Source organism: Nitriliruptor alkaliphilus DSM 45188 (genome assembly GCF_000969705.1).
GTDB classification, from domain to species: Bacteria; Actinomycetota; Nitriliruptoria; order Nitriliruptorales; family Nitriliruptoraceae; genus Nitriliruptor; species Nitriliruptor alkaliphilus.
Genome location: NZ_KQ033901.1, coordinates 217314 through 239932 on the forward strand (window position 1 = coordinate 217314; position 22619 = coordinate 239932).

Annotated in this window: 20 protein-coding genes; 6 read left to right on the top strand and 14 right to left on the bottom strand. The window is 72.1% G+C overall.

Annotated elements, in window-relative coordinates; all coding sequences use genetic code 11:
• Nucleotides 1-44: 44 nt before the first annotated feature.
• Nucleotides 45-962 (bottom strand): hypothetical protein, encoded by a 918-nt coding sequence (locus tag NITAL_RS01045; RefSeq protein WP_052664249.1) that lies wholly within the window; start codon nt 960-962, stop codon nt 45-47.
• A gap of 368 nt (nt 963-1330) precedes the next feature.
• Between NITAL_RS01045 and NITAL_RS01050 the strand changes: the two genes are divergently transcribed.
• A complete protein-coding gene (locus NITAL_RS01050) occupies nt 1331-2482 on the top strand; it encodes a GGDEF domain-containing protein (protein WP_169786685.1) in 1152 nt (383 codons plus the stop codon).
• Nucleotides 2483-2596: 114 nt separating this feature from the next.
• On the opposite strand, the gene NITAL_RS01055 is transcribed toward NITAL_RS01050, so the two are convergent.
• The 4 genes from NITAL_RS01055 to NITAL_RS01070 all read right to left on the bottom strand — a co-directional run bounded on the left by NITAL_RS01055 (nt 2597) and on the right by NITAL_RS01070 (nt 5257).
• Nucleotides 2597-3067: a DUF2269 family protein gene (locus NITAL_RS01055; protein ID WP_052664251.1), complete on the bottom strand. Its 471-nt coding sequence runs from the start codon at nt 3065-3067 to the stop codon at nt 2597-2599.
• A 15-nt stretch (nt 3068-3082) separates the two neighbouring features.
• Nucleotides 3083-3832 (bottom strand): cupredoxin domain-containing protein, encoded by a 750-nt coding sequence (locus NITAL_RS01060; protein ID WP_052664252.1) that lies wholly within the window; start codon nt 3830-3832, stop codon nt 3083-3085.
• 121 nt (nt 3833-3953) lie between these two features.
• Entirely contained in the window at nt 3954-4631 is a 678-nt protein-coding gene (locus NITAL_RS01065) for a hypothetical protein (protein WP_052664253.1), read from the bottom strand.
• Nucleotides 4628-5257: an ABC transporter ATP-binding protein gene (locus NITAL_RS01070; protein WP_052664254.1), complete on the bottom strand. Its 630-nt coding sequence runs from the start codon at nt 5255-5257 to the stop codon at nt 4628-4630. Before NITAL_RS01070 ends, NITAL_RS01065 begins: the two co-directional genes overlap by 4 nt.
• A gap of 132 nt (nt 5258-5389) precedes the next feature.
• Between NITAL_RS01070 and NITAL_RS01075 the strand changes: the two genes are divergently transcribed.
• Nucleotides 5390-7384, top strand: a complete 1995-nt coding sequence (locus NITAL_RS01075; protein WP_052664255.1) for a sensor histidine kinase — start codon at nt 5390-5392, stop codon at nt 7382-7384.
• Nucleotides 7377-8063 (top strand): response regulator transcription factor, encoded by a 687-nt coding sequence (locus NITAL_RS01080; protein ID WP_052664256.1) that lies wholly within the window; start codon nt 7377-7379, stop codon nt 8061-8063. Before NITAL_RS01075 ends, NITAL_RS01080 begins: the two co-directional genes overlap by 8 nt.
• A 39-nt stretch (nt 8064-8102) precedes the next feature.
• Here the strand turns inward: NITAL_RS01080 and NITAL_RS01085 are convergent, their stop codons facing one another.
• The 3 genes from NITAL_RS01085 to NITAL_RS01095 all read right to left on the bottom strand — a co-directional run bounded on the left by NITAL_RS01085 (nt 8103) and on the right by NITAL_RS01095 (nt 12648).
• A complete protein-coding gene (locus NITAL_RS01085; protein ID WP_211262132.1) occupies nt 8103-9446 on the bottom strand; it encodes an inositol-3-phosphate synthase in 1344 nt (447 codons plus the stop codon).
• Nucleotides 9447-9631: 185 nt separating this feature from the next.
• Complete coding sequence (locus tag NITAL_RS01090) at nt 9632-12313, bottom strand: [protein-PII] uridylyltransferase family protein (RefSeq protein ID WP_052664257.1); 2682 nt, start codon at nt 12311-12313, stop codon at nt 9632-9634.
• Nucleotides 12310-12648: a P-II family nitrogen regulator gene (locus NITAL_RS01095; protein WP_052664258.1), complete on the bottom strand. Its 339-nt coding sequence runs from the start codon at nt 12646-12648 to the stop codon at nt 12310-12312. The genes NITAL_RS01090 and NITAL_RS01095 overlap by 4 nt, the downstream gene beginning before the upstream one ends.
• Nucleotides 12649-13382: 734 nt before the next feature.
• On the opposite strand from NITAL_RS01095, the gene NITAL_RS01100 reads away from it, so the two are divergent.
• Nucleotides 13383-14180, top strand: coding sequence for a hypothetical protein (locus NITAL_RS01100; RefSeq protein ID WP_157041549.1), 798 nt, complete (start codon nt 13383-13385; stop codon nt 14178-14180).
• Nucleotides 14161-15792, top strand: coding sequence for a GGDEF domain-containing protein (locus tag NITAL_RS01105; RefSeq protein WP_052664260.1), 1632 nt, complete (start codon nt 14161-14163; stop codon nt 15790-15792). Before NITAL_RS01100 ends, NITAL_RS01105 begins: the two co-directional genes overlap by 20 nt.
• 62 nt (nt 15793-15854) lie before the next feature.
• On the opposite strand, the gene sucD is transcribed toward NITAL_RS01105, so the two are convergent.
• The 3 genes from sucD to NITAL_RS01120 all read right to left on the bottom strand — a co-directional run bounded on the left by sucD (nt 15855) and on the right by NITAL_RS01120 (nt 18482).
• On the bottom strand, nt 15855-16745 hold the full coding sequence (gene sucD / locus NITAL_RS01110) for a succinate--CoA ligase subunit alpha (protein ID WP_052664261.1): 891 nt from the start codon (nt 16743-16745) through the stop codon (nt 15855-15857).
• Between the two features lie 43 nt (nt 16746-16788).
• On the bottom strand, nt 16789-17964 hold the full coding sequence (gene sucC, locus NITAL_RS01115; RefSeq protein ID WP_052664262.1) for an ADP-forming succinate--CoA ligase subunit beta: 1176 nt from the start codon (nt 17962-17964) through the stop codon (nt 16789-16791).
• Between the two features lie 104 nt (nt 17965-18068).
• Nucleotides 18069-18482, bottom strand: a complete 414-nt coding sequence (locus tag NITAL_RS01120) for a cobalamin B12-binding domain-containing protein (RefSeq protein WP_083442052.1) — start codon at nt 18480-18482, stop codon at nt 18069-18071.
• Between the two features lie 97 nt (nt 18483-18579).
• On the opposite strand from NITAL_RS01120, the gene NITAL_RS01125 reads away from it, so the two are divergent.
• On the top strand, nt 18580-19098 hold the full coding sequence (locus NITAL_RS01125) for a hypothetical protein (protein WP_052664264.1): 519 nt from the start codon (nt 18580-18582) through the stop codon (nt 19096-19098).
• Nucleotides 19099-19108: 10 nt separating this feature from the next.
• Here NITAL_RS01125 and NITAL_RS01130 read toward each other — a convergent pair whose 3' ends face one another.
• The 3 genes from NITAL_RS01130 to NITAL_RS01140 form a co-directional block, all read right to left on the bottom strand.
• Entirely contained in the window at nt 19109-19567 is a 459-nt protein-coding gene (locus NITAL_RS01130; protein ID WP_052664265.1) for an SRPBCC family protein, read from the bottom strand.
• A gap of 82 nt (nt 19568-19649) precedes the next feature.
• The gene (locus NITAL_RS01135; RefSeq protein ID WP_052664266.1) at nt 19650-20216 is read right to left on the bottom strand and encodes a TMEM165/GDT1 family protein; all 567 of its coding nucleotides are present in this window, start codon (nt 20214-20216) and stop codon (nt 19650-19652) included.
• Nucleotides 20217-20262: 46 nt separating this feature from the next.
• Nucleotides 20263-22494 carry a UvrD-helicase domain-containing protein gene (locus NITAL_RS01140; RefSeq protein WP_052664267.1) on the bottom strand — a complete coding sequence of 744 codons (2232 nt, stop codon included), beginning with the start codon at nt 22492-22494 and terminating at the stop codon, nt 20263-20265.
• Between the last annotated feature and the right edge of the window lie 125 nt (nt 22495-22619).

Consider the following 22619-nt stretch of genomic DNA (forward strand, 5'->3'; position numbering starts at 1 on the left):
ACCGCGGTGGAGGCCCGGCCGGGCGTCACCATCGGCGGCTCACGTCACCGGTGGATCGCCGAGAGGTGACGCACCAGCCCCTCGAGCCGGGGTCCGTCGATGTCCGCACGGGTCATGACCTCGAGGCGCCAACCGAGCGCCCTCATCCGTGCCCGGACCTCTTCGTCGTGAGCACGGGCTCCCGACAGGTCGTGGTAGGCCCCACCGTCGAACTCGAGCAGCGTGCGTTCGTCCGGCCACGCCGCGTCGGTCCGCTTGATCGGTGCGCCGTCGAGGTCGCACACCTGGTACTGCAGCACGAACGGTGGTGCCCCGAGCTGCACCAACCGCTGGACCCCGATCACCTCGAGCGGCGATCCGAGGCGTGCGACGTCCCCAGGTAGTCGCCCGACCACGTCGAGGACCCGGCGGCGACCCGGGATCGTGCGGTGGCGGTCGGTCAGCGCGACGAGCCGCGCGACGAACCCCGGTGATCGGCGCTCCTGGTCGAGGATCCACCGCTCGATCGTCGCGGGTGCCGTGGCGGCGGCGAGGTCCAACACGGTCCGGGGCCCCGAGGTGCAGGCGAGGCCGTGGCGCTCGGTGACCTCATCGGCTCCGAGCGACCGCGTGGTGTGGAGGCGCAGCTCCGCCACCTTCGCGTGCCGCCCCCGCAGCACGAGCGCGTCGACGGACGCCGGGCGGGGCGCGTCGAGGAACCCGAGCAGGTGCGCCGCCGTGTCGTGCGAGGCCCAGGCCTCGGGCCCGGCAGCCAGCAGCACCTCGAGCACCCGGCCCCTCCACGAGGGCGCGTGGGTCCCGAGGTCGACCACCTTGGGCAGCGGCTCGCGCCAAGCGCCCGACCGCAGGCGAGCCGCCACCGTCGACGGTGCGATACCGGCATCGCCGTACAGCTGGGCTCGGGTGACGCGGCCGAACTGGCGCTTGCCGATGTGGTTGGCACGGACGTCCACGGGTTCCATGGCGACAGCCTCGCCGAGGTGCCCTCAACCTCACCGACCGATCGCCTCGAGCCTGTGGACGGACGCACCTCGGCGGGACGCCGCCGAGGGTCCCCGGTGACGCCAGACGTCGATGGTGACGTGAGCAGGCGATGGATGGCCCGGCTGGCGTGACCGTCGGCGGTTCGCGTCACCAGGCGATGTCGGTGAGGCGGCGGGCGGGGCCTGGCGGGGCCGGGCGATGTCGGTGGGCCAGGCGGGGAAGGTGGGACGAGCGGGGAAGGTGGGACGAGCGAGGAAGGTGGGACGGTCGAGTGACACGGGTGCGGGACTTCAGTCCCGCATCCGATGGCCGATGGATCCGGGGGGGAGCGACCGGCGAGGAAGACGTGGCAGCTGAGGTTGGGACGGCAGCACGACCGGGGGCTGCGCGCCTGCGCGCCCAGGTCGTGCGCATGGGCCTGCTGTCGAGCCAACTCGCCGCGGCTGCGAGCGCGGGCTACCTGCTGCTGACGCCCGGCGAACCGAACCGTCCCACGCTGTGGGGGTTGCTCGCCGGCTCGATCCTGGTCACCGTCGGCATGGTGCTCGCCGGGCGCCGCCGCTGGATACGCCGGCGACACCGGATGCGGGTGCTGCACGCCTGGTGCGGGTCGCAGGCGCTGATCATCGCCACCGCGGCGGCGCTCGACGGGGGGCTGAGCAGCCCCTGCATGGGCCTGCTGTTCCTGCCGGTGGTCTCGGGGGCGATCGGCTTCGCGCCTCGCGCCGTGGCGATGCACGGGCTGTGGGCCTCGGTGTGCCTGCTCGTCGGTGCCAGCCTGGTCGGCGGCTTCTCCGCCCCGCGGGCGGCGCTGTGGGCGGTCGCGATCGGCTTGACCGCCGGGGTGGCTTCCAGCGTCTCACGGAGCCTGTTGAACCTCAGCGAGGATCTCGACCGCGCGAACCAACGCCTCGAGCACCTCGCCCGTGTCGACGCGCTCACCGGGTGCCTCAACCACCGCGCCTTCCACGAGCAGCTGCAGCTCGACCTCGCCCGCCGGAGCCGCGGCGGCGAGGCGATCAGCCTGCTCGTCCTCGACGTCGACCACTTCAAGCTGGTCAACGACCACCACGGACACCCCGTCGGCGACGAGGTGCTGCGAGCCATCGGCGCGGCGTTGCGCGCATCGGTCCGGCCAGGGGACGTGGTCGGCCGGACCGGCGGCGAGGAGTTCGCGGTCCTCCTGCCCGACACCACCAGCGAGGCCGCGATCGAGATCGGTGAACGCCTGCGCCACGCGGTCGCGACCGCCGATGCCCCCATCGAGGTGACCATCAGCGTCGGCCTCGCGGTGGTCCCACCTCACGGTTGGACAGCGAGCCAACTGATGCGCACCGCCGACGCCGCGCTGTACGAGGCCAAGCGCAACGGGCGCGACCGGCTCGTCGCCGCAGGCATCGAGCGCGCGGGCGCCGAGGCCGACGAGGAACGCCAGACCGTGGGGCGGGCGACCGTCTCCGCGAGCGCCACCCTCCCGTCAGTGCCGGCGGAGCGCTGACGCCTGCCCGACCGGGACTCGTCGGTACCTCCGCCCGACGATGACCGTGGTCGTCGTACCGGGATCAGCTCGAACAGGCGGGTCGGGAGCCTGGCGACCGGCCGGATCGATGATTCAGAGCATGGGCTTGGCGGTCATGGCCCAGACGACGCCGAGCAGCACGCCGATGTCGAGCAGGTTGCCGAGGCGTAGCGCCCGTGCCGCGTCGTGGACGTCCTCGCTCTCGGGGCCATGCTCCTCGACGAGCGCCTGGAACCGGGTGTAGGCCGGAGCTGCGACGGCCATCTGTGCGACCCCGGAGAGGACGACGCCGACGAACCCGATGAGGATCCAGAGGTCGCCGAACCCGAGGGTGTCGGTGGTCGCGACCATCACGACCCCGGCCCCGACGGTCACGAGCGAGGCGGGCGCGAACAGCTTGGTCCCGAGCGCTTCGGTCCGACGTCCGACGGCGAGCAGCCCCCGGTGGTCGCGCGCGCGGATGAACTGCTGGTTCAGCATCAGCAACCCGATGCCGCTCCCGAGCCAGACGATCGCTCCGACGACGTGGAGGAACCTGAAGGCCTCGTAGCCGATCACGCCCATCGGGCTCACCTCCTCTCAGCCGACATCGAGCTGCCCCTCCATGCGCTCGTGGCCGGGCACGTCGCAGAAGTAGCGGTAGGTCCCGGGTGCCAGGTCAGCCTCGACGCGGACAGCCGTCGAGGCGGGCATCTCGACGTGGACGTCGGTGCCCTCGATCACCAACGTGTGGCGGACGGGATCGCGGTTGTCGGCGTAGATCGCCGCGCCGACCGGCACCTCCACGTGTTCGGGGAAGTGGGCCATCTCCGCCTCGATGGTGACGTCCCCCACCTGCATGGTGTCCGAGCCGACGCCGGAGGCAGCGAACAGCGAGACCACCACCGCGATGAGGGCGAGGCCCCCAGCACCGACAGCGATCGGCCGCCGCGAACCGGTGGCCGCGCCGCGCAGCCCGGCGGCGGCGCCGAGGGCTGCCGAGAGGGTGGCGAGCACGGTGAACGCCTCCACGATGAAGCTCAGCGGGGACTCCGGGTGAGCGAGGTTCGAGACGATGAAGGGCATGCTGCCGGCGAGCTGGAGCACGGCGACGACGATCACGGTGATGAGCAACCACCGCCGCCGCCGGCGCAGCAACGCTGTGCCGAACGCGACGACCATGACGCTCGTGACGACGAGCGGCGGGATCAGCTCGCTGATGAGCACCTGGAAGCCGAGCAGGACGCCGGCCAGCAGGAACAGCGAGGTGGCGACGAACCGGTCACCACCCGGCGAGGACGGGTCGTCGGTGAGAGGAGCCGGGTCCGGACGTTCGATGATGGCAGCCATGGTGTCCTCCTCAGGGCGCGGTCGGTCACGGGGTCGTGCAGAGGTGAGGCGTTGTGGCGGGTGCGACGATGTGGCGGTGGTGTGCACAGGTGTCGATCGCCGCGTGGCGCGGAGCGCCGAGCTAGTGGTGGATCCGGTTGCGCCGGCGCCAGAAGAGGTCGGCGACGAGCAGGAGCAGCGCGCCGGCGAAGGCGGTGTGGAGGAAGGCAGGGGCCAGGTCGACGTCGTTGCGGCCAGCGGCGACCTGCATGACCTCCAGCGGTCCCCACAGCGGGAGGGCTCGTGCGACCGCGCTGTCCATCGGCACGCTGCTGCCGACGCCGATGACGCCGATCAGCACGAGTGTCCCCTCGAGCTCGCGAGGAACCAGAGCACCGATCGCCAGCCCTAGTGGCACCGAGACCAACGCCATCAGCGCCAGCGAGACCACCAGCAGCGGCGGGTCGGCGATGATCGTGCTGGACCGCGCGAGGATCTGAGGGGCGAACAGCGCGACGAGCACCAGTCCGAGCCCCTGCAGGAGCAGCAGACGACCGACGAGGCCCTGGAAGGCGCTGGCGCCGGCGAGACCGAGCCGCGGGTCGGCGCGCCGCCAGCCGAGGATCCCGAAGATGCCGGCCGCGGCGACCGCCCACGACACGCCCATCGAACCCGCGAGCAGACCGTAGTCCTCGGTGCCCGGCACCGAGTAGTAGAAGGCCGCCGGCAACAGCACGAACAGGACCATGACCGCGCGGCGACGCAGCAGGTCGCGTGCCTGCATCTCTGCGATGACGAGTGTGCCGGCGAAGCTGCTCATGCCGCGTCCACCTCACGTTCGTGGACGAGTCCACCGCGGACCTCGACGACCCGGTCGACGCGGTGCAGCTCGGTGAGCAGGTGGGTCACGACGACGACGGCCCGTCCCTCCTTCCGCCACCGCTCCGCGTGGGCCCAGAAGTCGACGTAGGAGCCCAGGTCGAACCCCTGGTAGGGCTCGTCCAACAGCAACACGGCCGGATCGCCGAGCAGCGCGAGCGCCAGGTTGAGCTTCTGCCTGTTGCCTCCCGAGAGGTCCTTCGCCACGGTCCGTGTCTCGTCGAGCCCGAACGATCCGAGGAGTTCGAGGCCGGAGACGCGCGCTTCGCGTCGGGACAGCCCGGCCGCGGCACCGAAGAGCAGCAGGTGCTGCTCGGCGGTGAGCAGGTCCACGATGCCGGGCTCCTGCGGGCAGTACCCCACGCGCCCCTCCCGATGGACGGTCCCGGCGTCGACGCCGAGGAGGCCGGCACACACCCGCAGGAGGGTGGTCTTGCCGGCGCCGTTCTCACCGATGATCGCCACGGCTTCCCCTCGTTCGACCTGGAACGAGGCGTCGGTCAACACGGTCCGTCGACCGAAGCGCTTGGTGATGCCGCGGGTCCGCAGTGCCGTCGAGGTGTCCATGGGACGACCGTAAGCAGAGCTGCCGGCGTTGCCCATCGTGCTGTCCACCGAGTCGGGTTCCGGCTACCCCCCGGGAGACCGGGTGGGCAACCCCCTGGTTCCCGACCGCCGGCGGGCGCATACTCAACCTCCATGGAGAGCCGTGCGCGCCTGCCAACCCTGCTGCTCTGCTCCGGCGCGGCCGCGGTCCTCCTCGCCCTGCCGATCCTCGTCGTGCACGGTGGGACGAAGGAGCTGCCGTGGCTGGCAGCGATGATGGTCTTCCTCGCCGCGGCCGGTGTGACGTGGAAGCAGCTGCCGACGCACCCGGCGGCCCGGTGGTTCGCCGTCGTGGCCGGCATGGCGGCCCTCACCCAGGCGTTGGACGCGCCAGCCGTCGCCTCCTGGACGGAGACGATCGGTCCCCGCGGCTTCGCGCTGGTCATGCTGGTCCAGCAGCTCGGGATCATCGTCACCGTCACCGCCATCGCGCACCTGTTCGGGACCTTCCCGGACGGGCGGCCCCCTGGACACCACGGGCGCACGATCCTGCGCGGTCTCTGGGGCTTCCTCGTGTTCCCGCCCGTGGTGCTGCTCACACGCCCGACGGTGCTGATGCCCAACTACTACGACCTGCCGGAGCTGGGCAACCCCTTCGCCATGGGTGGGCTCGCCCTGGTCGGCCAGGTCGCCGGCGCGATCACGACGGCGAGCCAGGCGCTCTTCGCCGTCGGTGTCGTCATGCTGGTGGTCCGGTACCGGACCACCCGATCCAGCGAACGCCGCAGGATCCGTTGGCTGCTGCTTCCGGCCGTCCTCGCCGTCTTCGCGGTCGGTGTCGATCTACTCGGTGGCCCCGACCCGTTGCTGATCCTCCTCTGGATCGCCGTGATGGTCCTGCTGCCGATCACGGTGGCAGTGGCGTTGCTGCGACCGGACCTGTTCGACGTCGACACCGTCCTACGCAAGTCGATGGTCTACGGGCTGCTGTGGCTGCTGATCGCCGGCACGTACGTGGCAGCCGCAGCGGGCCTCGGCGTCGTCGCAGGGCAGCGCTTCCCGGTCGGTGTCGCCATCACACTGACCGTCGTTGCCACGCTCGTGTTCCAGCCCGCCAGGCGGTGGCTGGAAGGTGTGGCGGACCGGCGGGTCTTCGGCCGCCGTGCCGACCCAGCCCGCCTCATCTCGAAGCTCGGCGCCGCCCTCGAGGAGACGGTCGAGCTCGAGAGCCTTCTGCCCCGCATGGCCGACACGCTCCAGGAAGGCCTGGGGCTGCGGTGGGCACGGGTGCGGCTGCACGCGGCGGCGCCGCTCGGGGAGGGCCGGCTCGCCCCGTCGACCGGCGAGGAGGAGCCGGTGCTGTCGATCCCCGTGCTCCTCGGTGACGAGCGGCTCGGGGTCGTCGAGTGCGGCCCGAAGACGTCGGGGGCGTTCACCGAGGACGACGAAGCGGTGGTGATGACGCTGGCGCGCCAGGCCGCGCTCGCCGTCCGCAACGTCCGGCTCACCGCCGAGCTGCAACGCTCTCGGGCACGGCTCGTGCGCGCCCAGGACGCCGAACGCCGGCGGCTCGAGCGCAACATCCACGACGGGGTGCAGCAGGATCTCGTCGCGCTGATCGGTCACACGGCACACGTCCGCAGCCAGCTCGAGCGGGATCTGGTAGCGGCCGAGCAGGCGCTCACCGAGCTGCAGGAGGGACTCCGCGGCGTGATCGGTGACCTGCGTGAGCTGGCCCACGGCATCCATCCGAGCGTGCTCGGTGACCGGGGCCTCCTGGCGGCGGTGGAGGCGCTCGCCGCCCGCAGCGCGCTACCCGTCTCCGTGCGCGCCGACCCCTCACTGCGGGGTCAGCGGTTCGCCGAGGAGGTCGAGGGGGCCAGCTACTTCGCGATCGCCGAGGCGCTGGCGAACGTGGGCAAACACGCCGCCGCGACCCACGCGGAGGTGATGTTGGCGCGCAACAACGGGTCGCTCCACATCGAGGTGCGCGACGACGGAGCCGGCTTCGATCCGTCGACCGCCAGCGGCGAGGGGTTGCCGAACCTCGCCGACCGGATGGCCGCGCTCGGGGGACGGCTCGACGTCATCAGCCGGGCGGGAGGCGGCACGACGGTGCGGGCGACGCTGGGGGTGGGCGATGGATGAACCGCTGCGGGTGGCGATCGCCGAGGACCACTACCTCGTCCGGGAGGGGATCCGTCGGGCGCTCGAAGCCGGCGGGCAGGTCGAGGTCGTCGCGGCCGTGGGGGATCCCGTCGAGCTCCAGGAGTCGGTCGCACGGCTGGCACCGGCTGTGGTGGTCACCGACATCCGGATGCCACCGAGCCACCGCACCGAGGGCATCGACCTCGCCCACCGGCTGCGCGCGGAACACCCCAGGATCGGCATCGTGGTGCTCTCGCAGTACGCGGAGACGACCTACGCCCTCGAGCTGCTGCGGGACGGCACCAGCGGCCTCGCCTACCTCCTCAAGGAACGCGTCGGCGACCCCGACCAGCTCGTGGCAGCCGTACGTGAGGTGGCGCATGGCGGATCGGTCATCGACCCCGACGTCGTCGCGACGCTGGTCGCCGGCAACACGCACCCGGGCCGCTCGGCGCTGCCGAGCCTGACCGACCGCGAACGTGGGGTGCTCGAACAGATGGCGCAGGGGCGGACCAACGCCGCGATCGCCGGCGCGCTGCACCTCTCGGAGTCCTCGATCGAGAAGTACGCCACATCGATCTTCGCGAAGCTGCACCTCAGCGACGAACCGCAGACCCACCGGCGGGTCACCGCCGTCCTCGCGTTCCTGCGCGACGCCGGCCGCGCCCAGCCACTGTGAGGACGGGCCCCGGCGGTCCGACCGGGCGATCCGGCGTCGCTAGCTCTCGTCGGTGTAGTCGTCGGCGTAGTAGTCGACCCCGAGGTGGGTGATCGGGTCCTCGCCCATCATCCAGCGCAGGGTGTTCTTGAGCTTGGTCTGCTGGATGAACAGGTCGTGCTCGGGGTACAGCCCCGGGGCGACCTGCGGCGCCTTGAAGTAGAAGCTGAGCCACTCCTGGATGCCGCTCATCCCGGCCCGCTGGGCGAGGTCGAGGAACAACGCGAGGTCGAGGCACAGCGGCGCGGCGAGGATCGAGTCGCGGCACAGGAAGTCGACCTTGATCTGCATCGGGTAGCCGAGCCACCCGAACAGGTCGATGTTGTCCCACCCCTCCTTGTTGTCACCGCGGGGCGGGTAGTAGTTGATCCGGACCTTGTGGTAGAGGTCGGCGTAGAGGTCGGGGTAGGTCTCTGGCTGCAGGATGTAGTCCAGCACGCCGAGCTTGCTGGACTCCTTGGTCTTGAACGACTCGGGGTCGTCGAGGACCTCGCCGTCACGGTTGCCGAGGATGTTGGTCGAGTACCAGCCGGCCACCCCGAGCATCCGCGCCTTGAACATCGGCGCCAGGACGGTCTTGAGCATGGTCTGGCCGGTCTTGAAGTCCTTGCCGCAGATCGGCACCCCGTTGTCGGACGCGAACTGCCGCAGCACCGGGACGTCGACGGTGAGGTTCGGTGCGCCGTTGGCGAACGGGATGCCCTCGAGCAGGGCGGCGTAGGCGTACATCATCGACGGTGAGATCGACGGGTCGTCCGCGTCGATCGCGGCCTCGAACGCGTCGATGTCGGCGTGCGCCGGTCCGATCTCGATGTAGATCTCGGTGGAGGCGGCCCACAGCATCACCATGCGGTCGCAGCCGTGCTGCTCGCGGAAGTCGCGCAGGTCCTGCCGGATCGCCTCGAGCATCCCGCGCTTGGAGCGGTCGGGCTTGACGTTCTCGGGGTCGAGGCGCTTGACGTAGTCGTGGTCGAAGGCGGCGGGCATCGGCTGGATGCCGCGGAGGACGTCCCCGATGGGCTCGAGGTGGCGGGCCGCGTCGAGCACGCCGGCCTTGCTGGCGGACACGTACGCGTCGTCCTCGAACGGGTCCCACGCGCCGAAGACGATGTCGTCGAGGGAGGCGAGCGGCACGAAGTCCTTGATGAGGGGCGAACGGTCCTCGGTGCGCTTGCCCAGGCGGATCGTGCCCATCTGGGTCAGCGATCCGATGGGCTCGCCCATGCCCCGACGCGCGAGCTCGACCCCCGCGATGAAGGTCGTGGTGACGGCACCGAGGCCGACGCACACCACACCGAGCTTGCCGGTGGCGGGCGCGACCGAGGGAGGGGCCAGATCGGACACGGGAGCCTCGCGTGGTCGACGGGCACACGTCGACGTCGACGCGGCCGGGAGGGGAACACCCCGCAGCGTAGAGCGCCCCACCGAGCGGCGGTGACCGGCCTGCCATCGGGCCCCGAGCTCGGGGCCCGATGTGACGCGCCCCGAGCTCGGGGCGACACATCGCGCCCCGAGCTCGGGGCGACGCGTCACAGCTCGTCGAGGGCCGACCTGACGCCGAGCTCGAGCTCGGTGAGGTGGTCGCGGTCGAGCGGGTTGCCCTCGGCGTCACGCAGGTAGAAGGCGTCCACGACCTCGTGCCCGAGGGTCTGGACGCGAGCGACGACGATGTCGAGCTCGAGCTCGGCGAACGCCGTGGCGATGGCGTACAGCACCCCGATGCGGTCGAGGGTGTGGACCTCGATGATCGTGGAACGGCCGGAGGCATCGGGCTCGGTCGTCACGGTGGTGGGCACGTCGGGCAGGCGGGCGATGCGGCGCTGCTCGGCCCGGGCCTTCCGGGCGACCCTGGCGCGGACGGCCAGCCGACCAGCAGCCGCCTCGGCGAGGTCGCCCTCGACGCCGGCCCACCACGAGCCACCCACACCCTCGGGCGGGCGGACGCGGAAGGTGTCCACCGCCAGGCCGTCGCGTCGTGTGAAGGCGTCGGCCGCGACGATCGAGCCGCCGTGCAGCGCGAGCACACCGGCCACCTTGGCGAACCAGCCCGGGTGGTCGAGCGCGACCACGTCGAGCTCGTCGGGTTCCTGGCGCGCGACCTCTCCCCCAGCGTCGGCGGCACGTGTGCCTGGGACCGGGTCGGGATCACCGACGCGGCGCTCCCCGGGGGTCACCCGCGTGCGGACCTCGGTCGGCCCGGGGCGGGTCGCCGCCATCAACGCGTGCCGCACGGCAGCACGGGGGGTGACGGCGGCGGCGTAGCGGTCGGGCAGGAGGTGCAGGTGCTGCTCGACCACCCCCGGTTCGGCGCCGAGGTCGGGACCGAGCGCGATCGCGTCACGCGCCGTGACATCGCTTCCGTCGGTGACCTCCTCGGGCGGCTGCTCGTCCAACACGGCTCCGACCTTCGTGACCAGGGTGTCCACCAGTTGCGCCGTCCAGTCGGTCCACGCGCCCGGGCCGGTGGCCCGGCCGTCGGCGGCCGCGAGCAGGTGCAGGGTGGCGAGCATCGAACGGTCCCCGACGAGCTCGGCGATCTCACCCGCGAGGGCGGGGTCGGTCACGTCACGCTTGCGCGCGGCATCGGGGAGCACCAGGTGGAGGCGGACCATACGCCCCACGACCTCGGCGGTCGCCTCGCTGCCACCGAGACGCCGGACGATGGCCTGGGCGACCGGCACGCCGGTCTCGCTGTGCGGTTCGCCGTGGGCCTTGCCGACGTCGTGCAGCAGGGTGCCGAGGAGCAGCGCCTCGCGGTCGGCCACCTGCCCGAGCGCCCGGACCGCCCAGTGCTCCCGTCGCACGAGGTCACCGAGCGCGGCCGCGGCGTGCCACGCGTGGCGGTCGAGCGCGAAACGGTGGAAGGGGTTGCGCTGGGGCCGGCCCCGCAGGGCCGCCCACTCGGGGATCAACGCGGTCACGAGGCCGACGTCATCGAGCTCGGCGAGCGCGGGCAGGGCCACCTCGCCACGCCACAGGACGTCGCAGAACCGGGCCCGGGCGGCGTCGGTCCAGCGCCACGGGTGACCGGCCTCGTTCTCCCACCCGGCGTCGACGGCCGAGCGGAGCCGGGCGGCCGAGCGACGGTCGAGCACCGCACCGGTGTCCGCCAGCGCGGCGAAGAGCCGGACCGGCAGGTCCTCCGCCGTCAGGTCGCCCGCTGCACCCGGACGGTCGGCCGACGTCTCGGGCAGGCGCAGGACACCGTCGACCAGCTCGAAGCCGTCCACCTCGGACTCGGTGGGCCGACGCAGCCGCCGCTTGCCACGCGACACGTCGGCATCGATGAGCGCCCACGCTCGGCGGTGCACGTGGTCGACCGTGCGGGCGGCGAGGTACAGCTCACCGAGCAGTTGGTGCGGCGCGAGGTCGTGCTCGGCCCGGTCGACGTAGCCGGCGTGGGCAGCCACCGCGTCCTGGAGATCCAGCCGGAGCTGCTCGTGCTTGCCCGGCTCCTGACGGTCGGCGGCGACCAGGTGCAGACCGACCCGGGCCGCCAACAACGCCTCGTAGGCCCGGTGCAGCCGGGCGCGATCCGGTGCCGCCAGGTACCCGGCGGGCACCAGCGGATCGATCCCCGTGGTACCGACGAGAGCGGCAGCGGCCCAGCGCAGGGACTGGACGTCGCGCAGGCCACCTGCTCCGTCCTTCAGGTTCGGCTCGAGGACCTCCGCCGCGTCCCCGGCCTTCGCCCGCCGCTGGCTGTCCGCCCGCGCGAGCGCCTGCAGGAACCGCTGTGGCCGGCGCTTGAGCCGGTGGATCGCCTCGGTGCGGACCTGGTGGGCGAGCCCCCGGTCGCCGGCGACCGGCCGCAGGTCCAGCACCGCGGTCGCCGTGTCGAGGTCGTCGATGGCCGCGACCGCCTCACGACGGTCACGGACCGCGTAGCCGACGCTCAGTCCGACGTCCCACAACGGGTAGACGACCTCACGCACGATCGGTTCGAGGTCGGCCTCGTCGAGCCGATCGTGGACCAGCAGCAGGTCCACGTCGGAGCCCGGGCAGAGCTCGGATCGCCCGTACCCGCCGACGGCCACCACCGCCAGCCGCGCGTGCCGGGCGGTGGCGGGCGCGGCGAGAGCGACCAACGCGTCGTCGACCGCCGCGGTCCAGGCGTCGCACCAGGCGCGCCCGGGCGGGGGCCCGTCGGTGAGCAGCTCCTCACGGACGGTCTTGAGGCGGTCGACGACGTCGCTGGGCGGCTCCGTCACAGCGCGTCGGTGTCCTCCTCACCGGTGCGGATGCGCACGATGCGATCCACATCGGTCACGAAGACCTTGCCGTCCCCGACCTGCCCCGAGCGCGCGTGCTTGACGATCGCGTCGATGACGTCGTCGACCTGCAGGATCCCGGCGAGGATCTCGAGCTTGACCTTCGGAACGAACTCCACGGTGTACTCGGCACCGCGGTAGACCTCGGTGTGGCCGCGCTGCCGGCCGTAGCCGCGCACCTCGCTCACCGTGAGGCCCTGGACACCGAGCTCCTGCAGCGCGTCCTTGACCTCGTCGAGCTTGTGGGGCTTGATGAACGCCGTCACGAGTTTCACTTCGCACTCCTCTCCCCGTGGCGGGCCCGGGGTCCGGCAACCCGACGCGCGTCGTTCCGGTGGAACGACACCTACGCGGCCCAGGGCCACGAGCCGGCGGTGGCCGGTGCGGGTGGAGGGAACGTCGCAGCACGCGTTGTCGCTGCCGTGTCTGGATCGTTTCCGCCGGGTTACGCCTGCCCCGATGCTACGTCCGTCGCTCGGACGACGCCCTGCCGTCACGCTCGGTGATGCGCCTGCGGTGCGGCCCTCGTAGCCCCCGGTGTGCGCATCCTGCACCCGGAACCGACCTGATGTGCATCGGACGCACGGACGAGGACGCGGAGGGGGTCGGGTGCGTTGACTGAGCAGTGGCGGCCTCACCCCTGGCCGTCACAACCGCGCCCACCTACGTCCGACGCCCCATCGGACGGGCGCGGCGGGTGTGAGCCCTTCCCCCAGGGTGATCACCCCGCCGGTCGACGCCGTGCCCCGCGCGTCCCGGCTTCGGACCCCCCGCCTCGGCGGGGGGTCCGCTCGTTGCCCCGACGGGCGGACCTGCCACGCTGACGAGACCCACATCGCTCGCCCACGAGCGTGGAACGCACGGGACCAGGGTCCCGGTTCAAGGCGGGACGTTCGGCGGCCGTAGCCCGAGGTACCGAACTAGGCACCTCGGGGGGGGATTGACGATGGCAGCGACACCGAACCGACGACCAGCGGGGCGGCGACACGCCGCCCGGCTGGTCGTGGGCGTGGTTGTGAGCCTGCTCGTGCTGGCCCCCACCGCCGCCTTCGCTGCACCCGCCTCGCCCGCCACCGCCCGGGGCCCGGGGAAGGTGACCGCGGTCGATCGTGACCGCTCCCACCCGGACGCCGACAAGGCCGCCCGCAAGGACGCCCGCGACGACGCGAAGGCCGCCCGCAAGGCGGCACACGACACCGACAAGGCCGCCCGCAAGGCGGCACACGACACCGACAAGGCCGCCCGCGAGGCGGCCCGGCAGGGGGCCACCCCAGCCGACCGCGACGTCCCGACGCCACCGCCAGCTTCCCAGCCCAGCCCATCTCCCGAGCCCGAACCAGCCACTGGCGCGCCCGCACCACCGCCGCCCAGCGCGAGGCAACCCAGCCCGGCCCCGCCTGCCCCGCCCCCGCCAGAGCGCGCTGAGGGCCCTGTGCTCGCCCGGCCCGTCGGCGACACGAGCAGCCCGACCCGGACCGAGCGCGCTGCGGCACCCCCCCGATCGACGACCGGCGTGGTCCGCGGCGCGATCGAGGTGGCGACGGGGACCACGGGCGACGTCGGGGGCGAGATCGCAGCGTCGCTCGGCGCCGCGGCGTCGACGGCGGGCGAACGGCTCGCATCCGGCCTCACCGCTGCCGCGCGTACGGCCCCCGAGATGCCGGTCCCGGCGAGGGACCTCGGCGTGCCCATCGGCGTCCTGGCGTTGGTCGGTGCCTACCTCGCTGCCAGTCGGTGGCTCGACCGTGGCGGGCTGCCGATGACGGTGACCGAGGGGCGGGAGGACGATGTCCAGCTCGTCCTCTGACGTCGCGGTCCGGCAGGACCGTCTGCGGGCCATCACGACGGGCCGCATCGCCACCGTGCTGCTGCTGACGGGCCTGCTCGGCACCGTCGCCAGCGACCTCACCGATCCGGCGGGACGGCACCTGCTCCTGCTGGCGGCCACCGTGCACCTCGGCACCCAGGTCCTCGCGCTGGCCGCCGTCCGCGACGAACGGTTCCTGCGCCCGGTGACGGAGCTGACGACGATCGTCGACGTCGGCGCGCTCGCGATCCTGATCGCGGTCACCGGCGGGGTCGCCAGCCCCCTCGGCGCGCTCCTGCTCCCCGAGGTCGTCGCCGTCACCCTGCTGTTCGGGCGGTGGGCCGGGCTGCGCGTCTCGCTGCTCGCGAGCGCGGTCATCGCGTGGTTGCTGGTCAGCGGCCCGCCGGCGCTCGGTACGGCCGCCGGTGCCATCCGCGACGTCGACCCCGCCACCGCGCTCGCCCTCGAGCCGACGGTCCGTGCCGTGCTCCTGCTGGTCGCGCTCTGGGCGACCACGACGGTCACGGGTTGGCTGGCCGACATCATCGAGCGTGACCTGCGCCGGCGTACCGAGGACCTGACCGTGCTGCGCGAGGTCACCCCCGACCTCGACCCGCGTCACGGTCCGGAGCGTGCTGCCGAGGCGCTCGCGGGTGTGCTCGTCGAGCGACTCGGGTACCGGGCCAGCGCCGTCTGGCTGTCGGATGGCGGACGCCTGGTGCTGGCCGGTGAGGCGAACGCTCGTGAGCATCCCAGCATCGACCTGACCGCGCGCACGCTCAACCCGCGCGAGGGGATCGTGGCGGCGACGCTGGCCGACGGCGCCATCCAGCCCGTCCGCCGCGACGACGACCGTCCAGCCACCCTGCTGTCGCTGTTCGGGCCCCGCGCACCGCTCGCACTGGCGCCCCTGCGGGTCGACGACCATGTCGTCGGTCTGATCGCGGTCGAGGTCACGCCGCGCTTCGGCCGCGGCCCGACCCTGCGCGTCCGCGAGGTACGGCTGCTACGGATGCTGGCCGAACACGCCGCCCTGTTGATCGACAACGCCCGCCTCCAGGCCGATCTCGCCGACCTCTCGGTCACGGACGCGGTCACGGGTCTGCGCAACCACCGGTTCCTGCAGCAGCGCCTCGGCGAGGAACTCGACCGCGTGGGACGCAGCGCCGCCCGCGGGGACGTACGCGCGCTGTCGGTGGCCCTCCTCGACCTCGACCACTTCAAGCAGGTCAACGACACCTACGGGCACCCGACCGGTGACCGCGTCCTCGCCGCGGTCGCCGACGCGGCTGCGCACACCCTGCGCGGCAGCGACGTGGTGTGCCGCTACGGGGGCGAGGAGTTCGCCATCATCCTGCCCGACAGCGACGTGACCGCGGCGCGGCAGGCTTGCGAGCGGGTGCGCGCCGCCCTACGCGAGCTGCGCTTCACCGCCACCGACGGACGGCGCTTCGGCCCGGTGACCGCCTCGATCGGGGTCACGACCCTCTCCGGCGAGGCCGCCGAGCGTTCGACGGTCCTCGCGCGCGCGGACGAGGCGCTCTACGACGCCAAGCACGGTGGCCGCGACCGTGTCGTCCACGATGCGGACCGAACGGTCCGCATCGGTTGAAGACGCCCCGCTGCTGCGTGCCCCGGCACGGAGCCGGGGCACGCAGCAGCGGTCGGTCCGGTTCAGTCCTGGAGGCGAGCGATCATCAGCTCGGCGGCCTCGGACGGGTTGAGCGCGACCGAGATGCCGTACTCCTCGAGGATCTCCTTCTTCTCGGCGGCGGACTCGCCGCCCTCGCCGCCCTCCTTGACGATGGCGCCGGCGTGGCCCATCTGCTTGCCGGGAGGCGCCTCGAAACCGGCGATGTACCCCACGACGGGGGTGTCCGGGATGTTGTCGCGGATCCAGGCGCCGGCCTTCTGCTCCTCCGCGCCCCCGATCTCGCCGACGAAGGCGATCGCCTCGGTGTCGGGGTCGGCCGCGAACGCCTCGATCACGTCGAGGAACTGGGTGCCGATGATCGGGTCACCGCCGATGCCGACACACGTGGAGATACCGATGCCGGCCTGGGCCAGTTCGTGCATGATCTGGTAGGTCAGCGTGCCCGAGCGGGACACGAGGCCGACCTTGCCCGGTGAGGTGATGTCGGCCGGGATGATGCCGACGTTGGACTTGCCGGGGCTGATCAACCCCGGGCAGTTCGGGCCGATCAGACGCACGCCGCCGCGGCGCACCACGGTGTCGTAGACCTCGGTCATGTCGTGGACCGGGACCCCCTCGGTGATGGCCACGATGGTCTGCACGCCCGCCTCGTAGGCCTCGAAGATGGCGTCCTTGGTGAAGGGGGCGGGCACCATCACCATCGAGGTGTTGGCGCCGGCCTCGGTCACGGCTTCCTTCACCGTGGCGAAGACCGGGACGTCGAGGCCCTCCCAGGCCGAGCCGCCCTTCTTCGGGTGGGTGCCGGCCACGATCTGGGTGCCGTAGGCCTGGTTGCGCTTGGCGTGGAAGGTGCCCTGGGACCCGATGCCCTGGACGACGACCTTGGTGTTCTCGTCGATGAAGATGCTCATCTGGTGGCTCCTGTCGCGCCGCGGTGGGCGCCGGTCGGCGGGATCAGGCGGAGGCGAGGCGGACGGCCTCGGCCGCGGCCTCCTGCATCGTGGGCTTGGAGATCACGCTGTCGAGGTCGGCCTCTTCGAGGATGGCCCGTCCCTCCTCGGCGTTGGTCCCGTCGAGGCGCACCACGAGCTTCTGCGGGAAGTCGCCGAGGCGCTTGGTGGCCTCCACGATGCCGGCCGCCACCTCCTCGCCGCGGGTGATGCCGCCGAAGATGTTGATGAAGACGCTCTTGACGTCCGGGTCCGACAGGACGAGACCGAGCGACTCAGCCATCGCGTCGGCCGAGGCGCCGCCGCCGACGTCGAGGAAGTTCGCGGCCCGACCACCGTTCTGGGCGACCACGTCGAGGGTGGCCATCACGAGGCCCGCGCCGTTGCCGAGGACACCGACGTGACCGTCGAGCTTGACGTACTGGATGCCCTTGGACTTCGCCTCGGCTTCGAGCGGGTCGTCGGCGTCGAGGCCCTCGAGCTTCCACTCCTCGTACCCGTCGTGGCGGAACGCGGCGTTGTCGTCGAGGGTGACCTTGGCATCGAGGGCGATGACCCTGCCGTCCTCGGTCTTGATGAGCGGGTTGATCTCGGCCAGCGTCGCGTCCTCGGCGAGGTAGGCGCCGAAGAGGGCGACGAGCAGGTCGGCCGCCTCCTCGCGCACGTCCTCGGGGAGTTTGGCGTCGGTGACCACCTCGAGCGCGATCGACCGGGGCAGCCCGCCTTCACGCTCGGAGGGGGCGACGGTGCGCTTGACCACGGCGTCGGGGTTGGTGCGGTTGACCTCCTCGATCTCCACACCACCCTCGACCGAGCAGATGATCAGCTCGCCCTTGCTGACGCGGTCGTGCATGACCGACAGGTAGTACTCCTCGGCGATGTCGGACGCGGACTCGACCCACACCACCTGGACGAGGTGGCCCTTGATGTCGAGCCCGATGATCGACTCGGCGGCCTCGACCGCCGCCTCGAGCGAGGGGCAGTACTTGACGCCGCCGGCCTTCCCGCGGCCGCCGGTCTTGACCTGCGCCTTGACCATGACTGCCGAACCACCGGCATCGAACACCGATCGCGCGGCCTCGCGGACCTCGCTGACGCTGCGGCAGGCGGTACCGGGCGGCGGCACGGGGACCCCGTTGCGACCGAACAGCTGCTTGCCCTGGAACTCGACGAGGTCCACGGATGGCTCCTGACGTGGGTGGTGTGGTGGTGGATGTGTCGGGGTGCTGCGGGAGGTGGCCGGACACGAGCGACGGGACGCCGTAGCGCCCCGCCGGAGGTGGGTCAGACCCGCTCGGCCACGTTGGCGGTGACCCAGTCGGTGATGGTCTTCATCGGCGTGCCGGGGGTGAAGATCTCGGCGATGCCCTGAGCTTTGAGCGTGGCGATGTCCTCGGCGGGGATGATGCCCCCACCGAAGACCACGACGTCGTCGGCCCCCCCGTCGCGCAGCAACTGGGCGACCTTCGGGAACAGGGTCAGGTGGGCACCGGAGTGGATCGAGAGGCCGACGGCCTGGGCGTCCTCCTGGAGCGCGGCGGCGACGATCTGCTCGGGCGTCTGGTGCAGGCCGGTGTAGATGACCTCGAACCCGGCGTCACGCAGGGCGCGAGCGACGACCTTGGCACCACGATCGTGCCCGTCCAGACCAGGCTTGGCCACGACGACGCGGACCGCCATCTGCGTGCCTCCCTGCATCGGTCGCCGGCCGACCCGGCGTGCCGGACGAGGGTAGTGGCGGCCCACGGACCGCCCCAATCGTTCGGGGGCCGTGCGCCCGGGGTACCGTCCGCGCGTGGCCGACGACCCCGCAGCTGACCCCGAGTTCGGACCGCGCGGGTACCTGCCCGAGCGGGCCTCGAAGCGTGCCCGCAAGATCGTCTTGCGGGCCCCGCTCGGGGTGCAGTGGATCCTGGCGTCGCTGGTCGCGGGCCTCGTCGTGGTCGTCGCCGGGGTGCTGCTGCTCACCCGGGGTGGCGCCGCCCCCGGTCCACCGTTCGTCGAGGTCGGCCCGGTCGCCGACGTGGCCGGGACGGTGACGTTCGACGAGCAGCTCGACCTCCTCCTGGTCGGGCTCGGCGGACGCGTCCGTGCCTTCGACGCCCCCGCCGAGGTCGACTACTGCCCGGCCTCGCGGCGTCTCGAGTCCCCGGACGGTCGCGTGTGGTCGCTGACGGGACGGGGTACGGGCGGCGAGTCGTCCTTCGCCGAGCACCCGACCGCCACGTCGGACGGCCTGCTGTACGTCGATCCCACCGCGTCGGTGCCGCCGCCGTCGCCGACCGCCGACGCCGTCCCCGCCGGCTGCAGTTGACCCACCGCGGCTAGCTGGTCGCGGATCGGGGTCCGGTGACCACCTCGTCGAGCTTCTCGAGCGTACGTTCCATCCCCTTCAGGTTGCGGCGCGGGATGCCTGCGAGCTCGAGCGTCCGCTTGGTCCGCGCCGTCGACCAGTCGAAGGTCTCGGTCACCCGCGTCCCACCCTCCGGGGCATCCTCGAGCTCGTAGCGCCATCGGTGGCCGTGGAAGTGACGCCACGCGATGCGCACGCCCTCCTCGAACTCGACCACGGTGTTGAGGATCGGGTAGGCGGCACCCACCTTCATCGACATCCCGAACGTCGCGCCCTCGGCCAGGCGTGCGGGTCCACCGTCCTGGACGTCGATCACCGTCCCCGACCCGTCGATGATCGCGTGCATGGCCGGGTCGGCGAGGACGTCGAAGATCGCCTGCCGGTCCGCCGCGATCACGCGGACGGTGGACACCTGCTGGGTACGGGGCACGGGGACCTCCGAAGGTGGGCGTGCGAGGACGGTTCGGTGACACCCTGCCCCACGGACGAGGTGGGAGCCCAACCCGGGCGGTTCAGCCCCGGAGCCCCTCGACCAGAAGGAGCATCCCGAACACGGCGAAGGCGACGGCGGACACCAGCCGCAGCCGGTCGGCGGGCAGGCGGCGGTGCAGCAGCCGGCCGACCGCGATCGCAGCCCCGGATGCGACGGTCATCCCTGCGGCTGCCCCGAGCCAGACCGCGATGGGGTCGCGAGCGGAGGCCAGCGCGGCGGTCCCGATCATGGTCTTGTCACCGAGTTCGGCCACGATGAAGGCCACGACCACGGTGACGATCACCGACCGGCCCGAACGGCGGTCTGCCCCGTCGACGACCTCGTCGTCGGCATCGAACGCGGTCCAGGCCGCGAAGGCCAGGAACAGCAGCCCCCCGCCCGTCGCGATCGCCCGCTGCGGGAGCGCGGCACCGAGCGCCCCACCGAGGGCCGCCGACAGCCCGAGCAGCGCGAGGGCCGCCACACCGACCCCCGTCAGCACCTGCCACCACCGGTACCGGGTGGCGAACGTCAGGGCGAGCAGTTGGGACTTGTCGCCGAGCTCGGCCAGGGCGATCAGACCGAAGGCGGTGAGCAGGTCGGTCACGGTCGTGCTCCTCGGGACGGGTACGACGCGGCACCCGTCGGCGCGGTCAGGCCTTGACCAGGGGGGCGTAGGCGAGCACGAGGTGCTTGCGGCCGGCGTCGCCGAACTCGACGGTCGCCTCGGCCCGCTCCCCCTCGCCCGACAGCTCGGTGATCCGTCCCGGCCCGAACTTGGTGTGGATCACGCGGTCGCCGACCCGGAACTCCGCGCCGGCGAGCTCGACCATCTCGCGGTCACGGACCCGTTTGCTCGCCGTGGCACCACGCACCGCCCCACGGGACTCGATCAGCTGCTCGGGGAGGTCGTCGAGGAACCTCGACGGGGGGTTGTAGGAGGTGCCGCCCCACAGGGTGCGGTGATCGGCGTGGGTGAGGTAGAGCCGGTCCTGCGCGCGGGTGAACCCGACGTAGGCCAGGCGCCGCTCCTCCTCGAGCTGCTGCGGGTCCGACAGGCTGCGCACGTGGGGGAAGACGCCGTCCTCGAGCCCGACGAGGAACACGATGGGGTACTCGAGCCCCTTGGCGGTGTGCAGGGTCATCAGGGTGACCGAGCCCTGGGCATCGGCGTCGTCGAGCTGGTCGGCGTCGCTGACCAGCGTGACGGACTCGAGGAAGTCGCCCAGGGCCTCGGGGCCGGTGACGTCCTCGCGACGCTGGTCATCTCGCCCTCGAGATGCTCCCCGTTCGGTGAACTCGAGGGCGACGGAGCCGAGCTCCTCGAGCACCTCGACGCGGCCGAGGGCCTCGATGGTGCGCTCGGCCTGCAGCTCGGCGAGGTAGCCGGTGCGGTCCAGCACGTGCTGGAGGAGGTCGGTCAACGGCAGGTCGTGATCGAGCTCGGCACGGAGCCCGTCGAGCAGCTGCACGAACGCCGTGACCGCTCCGACGGCGCGGGCAGCCAGGCCCTGGACGTGCTCGGCCTGGCGAGCGGCAGCGAGGAACGAGATGCCCTCGCGGCGGGCGTGCCAGGCGACCGCCTCGATGGTCCGGTCGCCGATGCCACGGCGGGGGGTGTTGATCACGCGACGGGCCGAGACGTCGTCGTCCTCGTTGACGAGCAGGCGCAGGTAGGCCAGGACGTCCTTGACCTCCTTGCGCTCGTAGAAGCGCACCCCGCCGACGACCTTGTAGGGGGTACCGACCCGCAGCAGCACGTCCTCGATGACGCGGGCCTGGGCGTTGGTCCGGTAGAAGACCGCGACGTCGTCGAAGGTGTACGGGGACCCGTCGTCGCGGGTGCCGGAGCGGACGAGCTTCTCGACCTCCTCGGACACGAACGCCGCCTCGTCGTGCTCCTCCTCGGCCCGGTAGCGCACGACCGGGGCGCCGAGCTCGCGGTCGGTCCACAGCTCGGCGCGACGCTCGACCGGGGACGAGGCGATGACGGCATTGGCGACGTCGAGGATGGTCTGGGTCGAGCGGTAGTTGCGGTCGAGTACCACGACCTTGGCGTCGGGATGGTCGTGCTCGAAGTCGAGGATGTTCTGGATCGTCGCGCCGCGCCAGCCGTAGACGCCCTGCTGCGGGTCACCGACGACCATCACGTTGCGGTCCGGCCCGGTCAACAGCTGCACGAGGTGGTATTGGGTGCGGTTGGTGTCCTGGTACTCGTCGATGAGCAGGTGCCCGAAGCGCTGCTGGTAGTGCTCGCGCACGCCGTCGAACAGCTGCAGCACCTCGACGGTCTTGACGATGAGGTCGTCGAAGTCGAGCGCGTTGGCCTTCCGCAGCCGGTCCTCGTAGGCCTGGTAGACGTCGGCGATCTGGTCCTCGGGCCAGCCGCCGGCGCGCTGCGCGTAGGTCTCGTAGTCGACGAGCTCGTCCTTGGCGCGGCTGATCGCGTCGCGGATGCCGCGCGGCGGCAGGCGCCGCTCGTCGATGCCGAGGTCCTTGGCCGTCTGGGTCACGAGGCGCAGGCTGTCCTGGCTGTCGTAGATGGTGAACCCGCTGCGGTAGCCGAGCCGGTGCAGATCACGCCGCAGGATCCGGACCCCGGTCTTGTGGAACGTGGTCACCCACATCTTCTGGGCGACCCGCTCACCGACGTGCTGGCCGACCCGCTCGGCCATCTCGTTGGCGGCCTTGTTGGTGAAGGTGATGGCCAGCAACCCGAACGGGTTGACGTCGTGGTCGCGGATCAGGTGGGCGATGCGGTGGGTCAGCACCCGGGTCTTGCCCGACCCCGCTCCGGCGACCACCAACAGCGGCCCCTCGACGGTCTGGACCGCCTCGCGCTGGGCGGGGTTGAGACCCTCGAGCAGTGGTGAGTCGTCGGGCACGGCGGGAGCCTCGGGCGGATCGGGGGGTGGGCCGGCAGGGTACGCCGGCACCATGACACCCCTCGGACAGCGCGCGGCCCGGGACCCCACGAGGGATCCCGGGCCGCACGCACGACCGGGGTCGG

Coding starts and splice junctions, on each gene's coding strand:
- NITAL_RS01045 (WP_052664249.1), bottom strand. CDS start 962: ATGGAACCCGTGGACGTCCGTGCCAACCACATCGGCAAGCGCCAGTTC.
- NITAL_RS01055 (WP_052664251.1), bottom strand. CDS start 3,067: ATGGGCGTGATCGGCTACGAGGCCTTCAGGTTCCTCCACGTCGTCGGA.
- NITAL_RS01060 (WP_052664252.1), bottom strand. CDS start 3,832: ATGGCTGCCATCATCGAACGTCCGGACCCGGCTCCTCTCACCGACGAC.
- NITAL_RS01065 (WP_052664253.1), bottom strand. CDS start 4,631: ATGAGCAGCTTCGCCGGCACACTCGTCATCGCAGAGATGCAGGCACGC.
- NITAL_RS01070 (WP_052664254.1), bottom strand. CDS start 5,257: ATGGACACCTCGACGGCACTGCGGACCCGCGGCATCACCAAGCGCTTC.
- NITAL_RS01075 (WP_052664255.1), top strand. CDS start 5,390: ATGGAGAGCCGTGCGCGCCTGCCAACCCTGCTGCTCTGCTCCGGCGCG.
- NITAL_RS01080 (WP_052664256.1), top strand. CDS start 7,377: ATGGATGAACCGCTGCGGGTGGCGATCGCCGAGGACCACTACCTCGTC.
- NITAL_RS01105 (WP_052664260.1), top strand. CDS start 14,161: ATGTCCAGCTCGTCCTCTGACGTCGCGGTCCGGCAGGACCGTCTGCGG.
- sucD (WP_052664261.1), bottom strand. CDS start 16,745: ATGAGCATCTTCATCGACGAGAACACCAAGGTCGTCGTCCAGGGCATC.
- NITAL_RS01120 (WP_083442052.1), bottom strand. CDS start 18,482: ATGCAGGGAGGCACGCAGATGGCGGTCCGCGTCGTCGTGGCCAAGCCT.